A 14259-nucleotide genomic window follows, 5' to 3' on the forward strand; every position below is an offset into this window, starting at 1 on the left:
GAACGTTTAAATTTCTTGTTTTTATTGTTATCATACTTAGATTTCCTAAGAACTTATTTACTACAAAATACAACAAGTTCTATTTATTTGAGAAAGTTGTGCGTCTTGTAGAACAGATTTTGTTGTAGGTTTCTCTGTAGCTATTTCAAGGTTTTCTTCTATGGTTTTTTGTTCTCTGTAATCTTTAACTTCTTGAATGAAATCTTCAAGCCACTTCTCACTACCTATCTTGGCATGTCGTTGTTGCTCACCTTTAAGAAGTTTTATTACAGCTGCATCTTGATTTTCAGGCACTCTTTGATATTTAAGCCACAAGTCACGAATATCAGGAGGAGCTTTTTTCAAATGAGCTTCAAAGGTTGCTTTTGTGTCTTTTGTACTTTCTTCTTGTTGATCTTGATGGAATTTAAACCAGAAATTGCGAATATCAGGAGAAGCTTTATCCCAAAGAAGTTTAGTAATTTCTTTTATATTTCTCAGATCTTCTTGTTTCAATCTTTTACCATCACCTATATATCGTTTATTAAGACCAACTTGCAGAGGATAAAGTAAAAGGGTAGTTTTGCTCTGTGAATGTATAGGTCTATTTAAAATCATTGCTAGATTTGTATCACAATCTTCTAATACTGCTTTAACTTTTTTAACATCTAAATAATCTATTGCTTGACGTAATTTGTGGTGAAGATCACTTGTTCTCTTTAAGTTTTTCACTTTTTGCATATGCGAATCATCATTTCCTTTCGCTTCTTGCATAGCTATATCACACGAAATACTCTCAATTTTTTGCTCCATTTTCTGTATACATTGATTAATTTCCTTTTGATTTTTTTTGAATATAATCAACTGTGAAGTGGTACAAGGGTTAGGTAGATCGTCTTTAAACTCTTTTTGTATATTACTAGGTAATTCGCTTTTCAAAACTTCTTGTATATCGCTATCGTAATTATTTTTTATATTCTCAAAGTTGCCTTGTATAGCTTCACTAATTAATGAATCTCGAATGTTTTTTTGTCTGTCAGTTAATAACATACCTTACCTCTATCTCTTATGGCAAATTTAGCGCTATAATTATACGTATTTATAATCAAGTCAAGAGAAAAAATTAGCAAAGCGGTTGAAGTTTTAATAACATATAGCTTTCACAGTACTGTCTATGGAAAGTCTGCAAGTTTTACGTTCAATTGCGTTTATTGTGGGAATTTTTCTATTGTTGTTTGGCGTAGCAATGCTTATTCCTGCTATTACTAATAATTATCTAGGTTACGAATGGAAAAATTTTCTGGTTGGATTTATAGTTACCTGCACATTTAGTGCGATTTTTATTCTACTGGGTAAACTAAATAGGGTACATGGAATGCCGGCAATTTTTGCGATTACCAGTTGTACCTGGATTGCATTATCTCTATTTGCAGCTATTCCATTTTATCTTGATAGTTTAAGCTACATTGATGCACTGTTTGAAGCAGTATCTGGGATTACAACCACAGGAGCAACTGTTCTAAGTTACATCGAGCAACAATCTCCGGGGATGCTACTGTGGAGAGCAATGCTGCACGGTATAGGTGGTTTTGGAGTAATTACAGTAGGAATTGCAATTTTTCCCATATTTAAGGTTTTGAGCTTAAATAATTTACTCTATTCTGAGTACTCAGATGCTCTTAAAAGAAAGTTACCACATACGCGAAGCGTAGTAATACATATTGCAGAAATATATTACTGCCTAATTTTATTGTGCATATTTTCCTACTATCTAGCTGGCATGCCATTATTTGACGCAGTATGTCACGGAATGTCCGCTGTATCAACTGGTGGATTTGCTAACTATAACGATTCTATAGGCTACTACAATAACCCTATATTGGAGGTAATAACAATTATCTTTATGATTTTAGGCTCTTTACCTTTTCTGAGCTATTTAAAAATTGTAAGACGATTAGACGTTTGTTATGATGAACAGGTCTCTTACTTTATTAAGATAGTTGTTATTTCATCTTTGCTTGCTTGTTTTTGGTTATATAAAAATTTTGACTTAGGAGTATTTTTATTATTTAGGTACAGCACATTCACCATTACCTCCTTTATCACATCAACTGGCTATATAATGTGCAACTACTTGAATTGGAGCTTTATTTCAGTCTTAGCTTTCTTTTTAGCCTTTATTGGTGGATGTGGTGGTTCTGCTAGTGGTGGAATCAAAATCTTCCGTTTAGTCATTTTTCTAAAATCTATAAGGAATTACTTTAGCTCTTTATTAAATCCAAGTGAAAGCGATAGAGTAAAACTCAATGGTAAAATACTGGAAAATGATGAAGTTCAATCCGTCTTTACGTTTTTTGCGATTTACATGTTAACGTTCACTATATCATCAATAGTGATGTCTTACTTGAGCAATGCGGACTTTATAACTAGCATCAGCTCTGTTTCTGCAATGCTTACAAATTCTGGCCCAGGATTTAGTAACCTAATAGGTCCTTCAGGTAATTATTCCTCCTTTAGTGGTGGAGTAAAGCTATTTCTATCGTTTTTGATGCTGCTTGGCAGGCTTGAAATATTGCCAATTTATTTTTGTATAGGTAGTTTATACTGGAAACTTTGCCATTCCAGAGTGTAACGCTAATTCAGGTTTACATTTAAATTCTATTACATATTATTATAAGTATTACAAAACTTTAAAGGACAATTATGGCAGTTATGCCAGATAAATGGATAAGGGAAAAGGCTGAAAACTCTAGAATGATAGAGCCTTTTGTGAATCATAAAAGCAGTAAGGGTGTTGTATCTTTCGGATTATCATCTTATGGCTATGATGCAAGAGTTAGTAATAAGTTTAAGATTTTTACTAATGTTAATTCAGCTATTGTAGACCCAAAGAATTTTTCTGAGAATAGTTTCATAGATAAGGAAACAGATGTATGTATAATTCCACCAAATAGTTTTGTGCTTGCCAGCACAGTGGAGTATTTTCGTATACCAAGGAATGTACTAGTAATTTGTGTTGGCAAATCAACTTATGCAAGATGTGGTATCATAGTGAACGTCACACCTTTAGAACCTGGATGGGAAGGTCACGTCACACTTGAATTCTCTAACACTACTCCACTTCCTGCAAAAATTTACGCTAATGAAGGAGCATGCCAATTTGTGTTTTTAAGCGGCGAAAGTGAGTGTGAGAAGTCATATGATGATATGAAAGGAAAATATATGAATCAACATGGTATCACTTTGCCGTTAGTTAAGTGATTACTTTATAAAGCAAGATATTGTTGGTTTATATTGAAGATTACCAAAATGCTCTTTTATTAGTTCATCACATCTTTTATCGCCTAAAACTGCACGTGCAGAGTGATTTTTAAATGATTCTATAAATCTAATAAAGAAATTTGTAGAAGGATTACTTAAAGCTTCTGCAACTTCTTTTTTTTCTTTATCATTGGAAAGCCGATTAAATAATTCTTCACCTTTTTTTTGTAGATCATTTTCAAACTCTTGTTTTACAGTAGCCTTATCCGCTCTTTGCAAGAAGAAAAATTCTTCAAAAGTGTACAAGGAAGAGACAATACTGTTAAAGGTACCAGTAAAACATGCACTGCCAACAAGTACTCCATATTCTGTTTGCGATTCTACTAAATGTTTAACCAGTTGATATTTTCTCTGTGATATGCGGGTATTAATATCTATATTATCATCAGCACTTTTTTTATTTTCATCTTTACAAGCTTTCCAAACCAAATTAAAAACTTGCTTCAATGTTAATCCGCTTCCACTATGTGTATCAGGGTTGTTTTTTATACGCTCCAAGCACTTAAGTGCATGTTTTTTCTCATCTTCTGTGAGTTGATCTTTATCCACAGCTTTTTGTGTACCATTTGCTATACACTCTAACTGATCAATAAATCCTTCTATTTCCTCTATAAACTTATCATCAACATCAGGCTCGCCATAGTTTTCTTTTAGCTTTTGAACGTTAATATTAATTGCATCATTTACATTAGTATCATGCGTTGTTTGTGGGACACGCACTGCCTCCATAAATGCTTCAGTTCTTTGCTCTAACCATTCTGGTAATTTGCTTCCTGCAAGAAGATATAGCTTACCCAATGCTTGAGCAACTAGAATTAACGCTATGACAAAAACAATAAATGCTATGAGTAATACTACAGCTAAACCAATGACTAGCCATCTCACAGGGGCTAGTAAAATATCTCTTGCCTTTTTAAATTTCGACATTCTTTGTATGTTATCTGGTGTATTTACTGCTACTGGCATAATTAATTTTAAATACTCTTACTACCATTAATATACTATATTTCTCTTATTTTGTCAACTCACATTTCTACTTCTCTACTTTTTCTCGGTAAGGTCAGTAATCGATAACAACAAATAGTCCTAATTTTAATTTGTTTTAAGTTTAAAGTCTTTCGTTAGGTTTGCAGAATACATTTCCTTATTATCTTGGTTATAGAAAGTAAATTTGTGATCGTCTAAACCTAATATTGCAAAGCCAAAGCCGAAAAAGTTTCTAACTTCGTGTGCTAAGTAATTTCTACTATTTGGATAGTTAAATTCTACGTTTTGATAAACAGGTTCTTGATCTTGAGCGTGTAATAATGCACCGCCGTTTCCAACTATAATCTGATCTGGAACATTATCCATTAATAAAATCTGGGCTATATGAATGTGGCCAGAAACTATGGTAGTAACATTGCTTGGAAATTTATCTCCAAAAGCTTCAATTTGTGTAAGATTACCATGGCTTTTTAATGTCAAAAATTCTTTTTTTGGAGATCTCCAAAGTGGTTTATGAGTCAAAAACCACGTGGGCTTATCTTGTATCAATTTATCAAACTGCCTCTCAAAAGCATCAACTGTGCTTTGGGTTGTAAAAATTTCCTCACCGGATGAAGAGTCGAAGATAAAAAACTTCATCGGCCCAGCATCTAAGAACCAACTGGAAATAAGATCTTCACATTTTTGAGGGGAAAAGGGGTATGAATCTAAATATCTGAACCATCCTTCATAAGCTCTATTACAACTCTCATGATTTCCACGAACAAAAAGAAAAGGAGATTGTGTTAAAATATCTTTTGCAGGCTCAAACCAATCAGCGTACCAAGCTTCTTTGCTATATCCATAAATATCGCCGCACTTTTTTGTGTTTCTACATTTTGTTTGTCTATAATGATAATCACCAACATGGATAATTAAATCTGGTTTATGAAAAGCGATTGAATCTAAATTTTTTTTCAAAGGCCAGCTATCTACAGAATTACATTCTTGCTGAAATAACATATTTATTCTACATCCTGTATCGCCAATGAAGGCAATTTTGCTGATCTTTTCCGCTAATACGGGAACTTTTATATTGTCAATACTAATGTTTTGAGCATTTGTTTCTACTATCAGTTCACAAACTGTTTCGGTATTGTTAATTGAGCTGCGACTTAGCATTTCTACTTCCTTATTATCGACGTAAGCAATGGGACACATGTTATTGTCTATAATCGCACGTATGCTTAATTTATTTTCTGGAATGATTTGAGACCATGTGTACAATATTTGTGCATGAGTGGAGTGAAAGCTAATTGTAAGAGATAGAATTAAAAAAATGAAGATATTAGCTACTTTCATTTGTATAAAGACCTAAATTAAGAATTAGTATTAAGATTATCTTAAATGATTAAAGTTTGTAACCATAAAATTCATAGCTAAATTATACAGGCATTTCCTAAATTATCCTAGTATCAGATTGACACTTTAGATGAAAAACCCTAAAATGATTAAGTAATTTAAAGTAATTATATAGAAACTAGAATAAAGTGCGGTCGTGGTGGAATTGGTAGACACGCAGCGTTGAGGTCGCTGTGGCTCACAAAGCCTTGGAAGTTCAAGTCTTCTCGACCGCACCAAGTTGTTTGGTGTAGGTGAAATGTTTATAGGAAATCAAAGTAGAAATAAAGTAGAAAGGGCCATCAGTGAAGTCAGGCGTGGTCTTCCAATTTTAATATATGATGATGAAAATAACTATCTATTGCTTGCTGCTGCTGAAACTTTAGAAAAAAATTTATTTAGTCAATATAAGCTTATATCAGGTAATGTGTATGTTACTTTGACTGCAAGTAAGGTAAAATACATATGTCAGAGTAAAGAACATAGTAGCAAACGTCTGTTGATAAGCAATTTTGATGAACTGCTCCATTTAATAAACTGTTCAAAGGAAGATTGGATAAAAGAGTTGCAATGCTCAAAGACAATAGATGCGTATGCTGTTGCCTTGCTTAAGTTCTCAGAATTATTGCCATACGCGTTAGTGGCTGATATGACTTTTGAGAATAAACATGAAATGCGAAATTGGTGTGAAGAAAATGACATTATTGCACTAAATACGTTACTTGTGAATGATTTTCAACAAAATCATAGTGTGTATGAAGTGTGCAAAACATCATTATTTTTAAAACAGACTCAAGAAGTAGATATCATATCTTATAGAACCAAAAGTGGCGGAAGAGAACATTATGCAATTATCATTGGCAATCCAGATGAAGATAATGAGCCATTAGTGAGAATTCATTCTTCATGCTATACAGGAGACTTATTAGACAGCTTATCATGTGATTGCAGAAGCCAGTTACATCAAGCGATTCAAATAATGACCGACTTTGGGAATGGCATTATATTATACTTGATGCAAGATGGGAGAGGCATTGGTTTAACTAATAAGTTAAGAGCATACAGTATGCAAAGAAAATATAATCTTGATACTGTTGATGCAAATAGAGTATTGGGTTTTGAAGATGATGAAAGGAGCTTTGCTGTTGCAGCTAAAATACTTAAGAAATTGAACATTAACAAAATACAATTACTTACAAACAATGGTAGAAAGTTATCAGAGTTGAAAAATAACGGTATAGAAGTTACAAAGTGTATACCACTTATTATGGAACGCAATGAATATAATGATTCATATATGGAAACAAAATTTGGCAAGTTAGGCCATGGATTAAGGGTTTATTAGCTTTTTTGTTATAACTACTTTGTTAGCTTGCTATGTTAATTAATATAAGTTAAGATTTTTAAGAATATTGAGATGCTGAAATTTTTAAAACAAGAAAAAAGTAATGAGTCATTGGATAAGGATATAAATTGGAATTCAAGTCGCTATAGCACAGTTGTTGCTCAGAGAAATACTTTACTTTTATTTACATTAATATTACTAGTTGCAATTTCTATAAGCATATTAGCTATATTTAAAATTAGCACAAGTAGCACTATTGAGCCATTCGTTATAGAAATTGATAAAAAGTCAGGAATAGTGCAATTGGTTGATCCTGTTACAGTAAAACAATATTCTGCAAATGAAACGCTGAACGATTATTTTATTTCAGAGTATATAAAAGCAAGGGAGGTTTTTGACCCATATAATTATAATTATAATTATTATACAAAAGTAAGGTTGTTTTCTTCGCCTAGTGTATATAGTGAATTTAGCAATTATATAAAATCGCAGAATATGAATGACCTTTTTAATTTATATTCAGATGCTAAAGGTGAGTTGAAAATTCGTTCAATTCAAAAATTAGGTAATGATGCTCTTCAAGTGAGATTTTCTATAGAATTTACACGAAAAGATGGAAATTCCTCAAGGAAAAATAAGATAGTTGTGATGTCGTATAAATATGCATCGCTTGAAATGAATGATCAGCAAAGATATATTAACCCGTTAGGGTTTCAAGTTATTTCATATAGAGTAGATGATGAATATGTGTAGGATATTGTTAGTTTTAGCTTTACTAATAAGTGGCAACTTAAATGCATCTATTAATAATAAACCTATTTCTGTAGATAGTAGAATAAAGACTTTTGTATATAGCCCTAATGAGGTGTTTACAGTAATTTTTAGTCAAGGTTACTATTCTTATATTGAGTTTGCAGAAGGGGAAAAAGTCAAAAATATTGCTGTTGGTGATGCATCAAGTTGGAAAATTAATCCTTATGATAATAAACTGCTTGTCATGCCATTTGAAGTCAGTAGTCGCACTAACATGATTATTACGACAACTAAAAAGAGAAATTACATTTTTGATCTAATTTCAAGACCAAATTACGATAAATACCCAGATACTGATGCTAAAAAAGTGGATCATGATTATTCCGTTGAAAAGGATATATCTTACGTAATACGTTTTTATTATCCTCAAGAAGAAGATGAATTTGATGTTGATTTAGATGAGGTTTCTTTACCTACTCAAATGCAATACATTACAGAAAAGCCAGAAAAAATAATACAAGAAAATAATACGAGGTACAACTATACATATATTGATGAAGGTGGTAACATAGATATAGTTCCAATTGAGTTATTCGATGATGGTTATTTAACCTATTTAAAGTTTAGAAATAGTAATAAAATTCCTCAGATTTTTATAGAAGGCGAATCCTGTAAAAGGCTGTTATTTGATGATTATGTTGTAATAAAAGGAGTACATAAAAAGCTATTAATGCGTTATGAAGGTAGTGAAGTTGAAGTTATAAATAGGTCACTTTAGTTCTGGTACATATAATATGAGTAAAGAAAGGCATAATAGTGTAGAAGATGAATCAGAGATAGAAAGCAAGGTAGTAACAGTTGGCTCTAATCAAGGTTATAAGGCATTGATGATAGTTATGGTAGCGCTCTTAGTTGGTGGAGTGTACTATCTTTATTTTAGTCCTTCTAATAAAGAGGGTCCAGAGATTGTTAAAAAAGAGGAAACAAAGCAAAACATTCAAGAATTGAAAGGAAAGTTAGAACAAGTTCCAGATAATGTAGTAGTTTCCGAGAGGATAGCAACTGATCTCTTGCCACCCTTACCTCCTCTTCCTATCCCACAAGTCATACCAGAAGTAAAACAAATCAAAAAAGAGGAAGTGACAAAAAAAGAAGAGCAACTAAAAGAAATTCCCTTGTCAAATATACCTGTTTTACCAAAGCAAAATTTTCCTTCTGGTAATGTTATTAGCAATTTGCCTACTTCATTTCCTACAATAGGGGGTGGCGGTTATCCTAGAGACAGACGTAGTGCACAAATGTTAGCAATTTCAGGTAGTAGTGGGGAAGGTAAAGCTACAGATGCTGTTTTATCCAATACCTCAGCACAGTCGAGCAAAGCTACCAAAGCTGGAAAGCTTGGTTTAATGATTATTCAAGGTAAAGTTATTGACGCTATTCTTGAAACTGCAATAAGTTCTGACTTAAAAGGAATGCTCCGTGCTGTTGTTAGTAGAGACGTTTATGCAGAAACTGGTGATACAATTTTAATACCAAAAGGTTCAAGGTTAATAGGTGGTTATTCATTCGACTCAAATGTTGCAAAAGCCCGCGTGAACATAAATTGGAATAGGATCATTCTTCCTCATGGTATAGATGTTGCTATTGCATCATCTGGTACCGATGAGCTTGGAAGGGCAGGGATAGCTGGAATAGTTGATAATAAAATAGCAAGTGCATTATTCTCTTCAGTGGCACTTGCTGGTGTTTCGATTGGTTCAGCTGTTGTAGGACAAAAAGCCTCTAATCTTATCGATGCGCTAACTGCCATGGATGCAGTGAAGTCTATTACTGCAACTGAAATAGATATTTCTTCTCTCAAAGGGGCTATTGTTGAGAGATTGGAGAATTCTATAAAAACTGAAGTTGGGAAGGTAGGAGACGAAAAATGGAAATTGGGTATTAGGGCTATTGAAAAAATTCGAAATGCTAAAAGTGATCAGGATTTGCTGAGAATAATAAAGGAAGAAATAGTAAGTGTGATAAAAAGTTCTGGAGCTAGTGGAGTTGATACAATTACTAGTGACAATATCGGTATAACTTTAGACGATGTACGTCAACTGTTGAGGCAAACTCAGAAAAGAAGCAAATCTGTTTATGATGAAGCAATCGGGAAGTCAATCAATGATTTTTCCAAAGACATGCGAGATATAGTTGATAGGAGTGTAGATAAAAAACCAACTATTTATGTTAATCAAGGAACTGCATTGAAAGTATTTGTTAACCAAGATATAGTATTTCCTCCACAGTCAATATTAAATAACTGAAATGAACTATGCTGCACTTGATACATACTTGGAGCCATTACAAGGGATATTTCAAGAGGAAGGTGTAAATGAAATATCAATAAATAAACCGAAGGAAGTATGGATTGAAAATCGCGGTGAAATAAGATGCGAAAAGTTAGAAATATTTGATCTTAATCATTTAAAATCTCTTAGCAGGTTGATTGCTCAAGCTACAGAACAAAAACTGAGCGAAGAGACACCGCTGCTTTCAGCTACATTACCAAATGGTTATCGTATACAGATAGTGTTTCCTCCAGCATGTGAGCCTGATAAAGTAGTCATTTCAATTCGTAAACCTTCTTCTATGCAATTGGCATTGGATGATTATGAAAAAATGGGGGCTTTTTCTGAAACTGTTATAGGAGTGACCGATAATTCAGTAGATCGTCACCTAGATTTGCTACTGAAACAAAAAAAAATAAAAGAGTTTTTAGAATATGCTGTAATAAGTAAGAAAAATATCATAATTAGTGGTGGAACTTCCACTGGTAAAACCACTTTTACTAATGCTACTTTGCGTGCTATTCCATCTGAAGAAAGAATTATTACTGTTGAAGATGCAAGAGAGATAGTTTTGAATGATCATCCGAATAGAGTACATCTTATTGCTTCTAAAGGAGGTCAGGGTAGGGCAAAAGTGACCACTCAAGATTTGATAGAGGCATGTTTACGTTTAAGACCAGATAGAATAATAGTTGGTGAGCTGCGTGGAGCAGAAGCTTTTAGTTTTCTTAGAGCAATAAACACTGGCCACCCAGGGTCAATATCAACTCTTCATGCGGATAGTCCGGCAATGGCTCTTGAGCAAATAAAACTTATGGTTATGCAAGCAAATCTTGGAATTCCCCCAGATCAGATCATACCATACATTAGAAATGTAATTGACATTGTTATTCAACTCAAAAGGACCAGTGGTGGAAAAAGAAGCATTTCTGAAATATTATTTACTAGATCTTCAAATGAAAATACTTAAATTTATACGTAAGTTAAGAAAAAGTAGTTTATGAGTAATGGAAATCACCTACGCAATATTCTCATAGGAGGTGTAGTATCTTTTAGCATACTTGAATTTTGCTTCTATTTGTCTGGTATATTATTCTACCTGTTTGTTGACGGTCCAGATGGTGTAGATTTTAGAGCAATTAATCCTAGCTTGACACCTTTTCCTCAAGCTCTCTGGCCGACAATTTTTGATCATATACAATATTGTTGGCATCATCCAGAGCTATATAGCTTTGAGCTCAAAATTAAATTAGTTGTATCTTCTGTACTGCCTAAAATTGTTTTGATGATTATTTTGTGGAATGTGAGAGAAAGACTAATTGAGTGGCGGCCATTTAAAAAGAAAGAATCACTTCATGGAGATTCACAGTGGGCATCAGAGAAAGACATACGAAAAGCGGGATTAAGAAGCAAAAAAGGTCTATTGCTTGGTAAAGATAAGAGAGGATATTTTATTGCTGATGGGTTTCAGCATGCATTGCTCTTTGCACCTACAGGCTCTGGTAAAGGTGTTGGTTTTGTAATTCCTAATTTGTTATTTTGGAATGATTCGGTAATTGTGCATGATATAAAATTAGAAAACTATGAAATAACAAGTGGTTGGCGAGAGCGACAAGGACAAAAAGTATATGTATGGAACCCAGCTCAGCCAGATGGGGTAAGCCATTGTTATAATCCACTGGAATGGATTAGTGAAAAACCTGGACAGATGGTTGACGATGTGCAAAAAATAGCTAACCTAATCATGCCTGAACAAGATTTTTGGCAAAACGAAGCAAGAAGCTTATTTGTTGGGGTGGTACTATATTTACTTGCTGCACCAGAGAAAGTTAAATCTTTTGGTGAGGTTGTGCGTACGATGCGTAGCGATGACGTAGTTTACAATCTTGCTGTAGTTTTGGACACAATGGGTAAAATAATACATCCGGTAGCGTATATGAACATTGCAGCTTTTTTGCAAAAGGCTGACAAAGAAAGATCAGGTGTTGTGTCAACTATGAACTCGTCGCTTGAATTGTGGGCAAACCCATTGATCGATACTGCAACTGCATCAAGTGATTTTAATATTTTGGATTTTAAAAAGAAGAAAACTACAGTTTATGTTGGTTTAACTCCTGATAACTTAACTAGGCTCAGGCCTTTAATGCAGGTGTTTTACCAACAGGCAACTGAGTTTTTATGTAGAAAATTGCCATCGGATGACGAGCCTTACGGCGTATTATTTTTAATGGATGAGTTTCCAACACTTGGAAAAATGGAGCAATTTCAAACGGGCATCGCATACTTTCGTGGCTATCGAGTAAGGTTATTTTTAATTGTTCAAGATACTGAACAGCTTAAAGGAATATATGAAGAAGCAGGAATGAACTCCTTTTTATCAAACTCAACCTATAGAATAACTTTTGCAGCCAATAATATTGAAACGGCTAATTTGATATCTCAGCTTATAGGAAACAAAACTGTACAACAAGAATCATTAAACAAACCTAAATTTTTAGACTTGAATCCTGCATCAAGATCATTGCATATCTCTGAAACACAGAGAGCATTGCTCTTACCTCAAGAAATTATTATGCTGCCACGTGATGATCAGATAATTTTGATAGAATCGACTTATCCAATTAAGTCAAAGAAAATTTTGTACTATAGTGATAGCACATTCACAAGAAGGCTGATTAAACCAACACGTGTGCCTACACAAGAGCCATATGATCCAAACAAGGTCTTTTCTGCTGCTAACAAAGATAAGATTAGTAATGAAGAAGAGAGTAATGCTATTGAAGCTGCTGATTATCCTGTTGAAGCTAAAACTGAAGATGCAATATACGATGAGCCAGAGATTGAAGATGGATTTGAAGACGAGGATATTGATGATAAGTTTGAAGGTGGTAATGGGTTTGATGATGAGGAAGACGATGATGGGTTTGATGATGAAGACAGTAAGGATGAATTTGACGATGATGATGAATTTGAAGATGAGGACAAACTAGACGGCAATAAAATCGAGGATAGAGGTTAATTTTACCTATTTTTAGCTTAGAAAATAATTAGTTTTTTCATATTAAATCATTTTTAATTAATTAGTACTAGATTAGCTATTTTAACTAGAGGAATAGTCATGATGAGTAAAAAAACATTAGCAGTTACAGCACTTGCTTTATTGTTGTCACAACAATCTTTTGCAAGTGAAACAGAAGGATTTTACTTTGGTGGTGGATATTACGGTCAATATTTGAACTTGGGTAAGTTGAAAGCAAAAATTGGAGGCAAAGATGCTAAAGATGATAACCGTGTATCTATAAATGACATAGACGCTCAGAGAACAGAAGGTCAGTTAATAAGTAAGTATAAAGGAGATTATAACCCACCTTTTGCTGCAAATGTAACGTTTGGTTACACAGGAGAACTAGGCAATAATAGCTATAGAGCTGAATTGGAAGGGATGTACTCTTCTGTAAAAGTAGATAATATTGGTTTATCAAGTAATCAAGTAACTGTTTCGTATCTAAAAGACGTTAGTGAGAGTGCTAATAAAAAAACTTATATGTATAAAACTGTAATTAATCATGACCAAGTAGAAAACGCATCTGTAATGGCAAATGTTTATCATTATTGGAAAAGTGATAGTTTATCTTTTTCTCCTTATGTTGGGGTTGGAGTCGGTGCAACAAGAATGACAATGTTTGAAAAATCGTCAATAAGACCTGCAGGTCAATTGAAAGCTGGCTTTGATTATCGTATAAACGAAGATGTAAATATGCACATCGGATATAGAGGTTTTGGTGTTCTTGGTAGTAATGTTGATTTTGAAGCAGAGGTGTTAGGAGAAATGAAAGCAAAGCAACCGGTAAACCCAGATGGAAAAAAGATATTAGAATTGAATAAAAGTCAAAAACCATCGGACCAGAAGTTACACAAAGAAAGTATCAGTATAGGCAATCAAGTGTTTCACACACACGGTATAGAAGCTGGTCTTACTTTTCATTTTGCAAGCAAAGCTTAACTCTGATAGAGACTATTTTCCTGGTAGCACGTCTGCGTCACACTACTGCAGCTGCTGACTTAGTAGCGGCCGCAGTAACTTCTTTCCTGTCATTCAGTCTCTTTTTTTCTCAGTTCCAGCGTGTAGGGCTGGAACAACAATAAAGAACATATAAAGAATGG

Annotated in this window: 12 protein-coding genes and 1 tRNA gene; 10 read left to right on the forward strand and 3 right to left on the reverse strand. The window is 33.7% G+C overall.

What is annotated here, in order from left to right; all coding sequences use genetic code 11:
- Positions 1 to 60: 60 nt before the first annotated feature.
- On the reverse strand, positions 61 to 1029 hold the full coding sequence (locus AAHF52_RS06520; protein ID WP_007302603.1) for a hypothetical protein: 969 nt from the start codon (positions 1027 to 1029) through the stop codon (positions 61 to 63).
- Positions 1030 to 1153: 124 nt separating this feature from the next.
- On the opposite strand from AAHF52_RS06520, the gene AAHF52_RS06525 reads away from it, so the two are divergent.
- Both AAHF52_RS06525 and dcd read left to right on the forward strand, forming a co-directional pair.
- The gene (locus AAHF52_RS06525) at positions 1154 to 2611 is read left to right on the forward strand and encodes a TrkH family potassium uptake protein (protein ID WP_264376758.1); all 1458 of its coding nucleotides are present in this window, start codon (positions 1154 to 1156) and stop codon (positions 2609 to 2611) included.
- A 71-nt stretch (positions 2612 to 2682) separates the two neighbouring features.
- On the forward strand, positions 2683 to 3240 hold the full coding sequence (dcd, locus tag AAHF52_RS06530) for a dCTP deaminase (RefSeq protein ID WP_006012513.1): 558 nt from the start codon (positions 2683 to 2685) through the stop codon (positions 3238 to 3240).
- Here the strand turns inward: dcd and AAHF52_RS06535 are convergent, their stop codons facing one another.
- Both AAHF52_RS06535 and AAHF52_RS06540 read right to left on the reverse strand, forming a co-directional pair.
- Positions 3241 to 4266: a hypothetical protein gene (locus AAHF52_RS06535; protein WP_342068404.1), complete on the reverse strand. Its 1026-nt coding sequence runs from the start codon at positions 4264 to 4266 to the stop codon at positions 3241 to 3243. It lies immediately after the preceding gene.
- A 126-nt stretch (positions 4267 to 4392) separates the two neighbouring features.
- Positions 4393 to 5628 (reverse strand): metallophosphoesterase family protein, encoded by a 1236-nt coding sequence (locus tag AAHF52_RS06540; RefSeq protein WP_007302607.1) that lies wholly within the window; start codon positions 5626 to 5628, stop codon positions 4393 to 4395.
- A gap of 190 nt (positions 5629 to 5818) precedes the next feature.
- Here AAHF52_RS06540 and AAHF52_RS06545 point away from each other — a divergent pair.
- The 8 genes from AAHF52_RS06545 to AAHF52_RS06580 all read left to right on the forward strand — a co-directional run bounded on the left by AAHF52_RS06545 (position 5819) and on the right by AAHF52_RS06580 (position 14098).
- Positions 5819 to 5906 (forward strand) — tRNA-Leu (locus AAHF52_RS06545).
- Between the two features lie 20 nt (positions 5907 to 5926).
- Positions 5927 to 7012 (forward strand): GTP cyclohydrolase II, encoded by a 1086-nt coding sequence (locus AAHF52_RS06550; protein WP_149168819.1) that lies wholly within the window; start codon positions 5927 to 5929, stop codon positions 7010 to 7012.
- A gap of 72 nt (positions 7013 to 7084) precedes the next feature.
- Positions 7085 to 7765, forward strand: coding sequence for a virB8 family protein (locus AAHF52_RS06555; protein WP_007302609.1), 681 nt, complete (start codon positions 7085 to 7087; stop codon positions 7763 to 7765).
- Positions 7752 to 8543 carry a P-type conjugative transfer protein VirB9 gene (gene virB9 / locus AAHF52_RS06560; protein WP_029237539.1) on the forward strand — a complete coding sequence of 264 codons (792 nt, stop codon included), beginning with the start codon at positions 7752 to 7754 and terminating at the stop codon, positions 8541 to 8543. The genes AAHF52_RS06555 and virB9 overlap by 14 nt, the downstream gene beginning before the upstream one ends.
- Positions 8544 to 8559: 16 nt before the next feature.
- On the forward strand, positions 8560 to 10071 hold the full coding sequence (locus tag AAHF52_RS06565) for a TrbI/VirB10 family protein (protein ID WP_007302611.1): 1512 nt from the start codon (positions 8560 to 8562) through the stop codon (positions 10069 to 10071).
- A 1-nt stretch (position 10072) separates the two neighbouring features.
- Positions 10073 to 11065: a P-type DNA transfer ATPase VirB11 gene (gene virB11 / locus AAHF52_RS06570; protein WP_342068405.1), complete on the forward strand. Its 993-nt coding sequence runs from the start codon at positions 10073 to 10075 to the stop codon at positions 11063 to 11065.
- A gap of 30 nt (positions 11066 to 11095) precedes the next feature.
- Positions 11096 to 13114 carry a type IV secretory system conjugative DNA transfer family protein gene (locus AAHF52_RS06575; RefSeq protein ID WP_264376760.1) on the forward strand — a complete coding sequence of 673 codons (2019 nt, stop codon included), beginning with the start codon at positions 11096 to 11098 and terminating at the stop codon, positions 13112 to 13114.
- Between the two features lie 99 nt (positions 13115 to 13213).
- Entirely contained in the window at positions 13214 to 14098 is an 885-nt protein-coding gene (locus AAHF52_RS06580) for a P44/Msp2 family outer membrane protein (protein WP_213863946.1), read from the forward strand.
- Positions 14099 to 14259: the final 161 nt, after the last annotated feature.

The sequence above is a fragment of the Wolbachia endosymbiont (group B) of Melanargia galathea genome, from assembly GCF_964030625.1.
GTDB lineage: Bacteria > Pseudomonadota > Alphaproteobacteria > Rickettsiales > Anaplasmataceae > Wolbachia.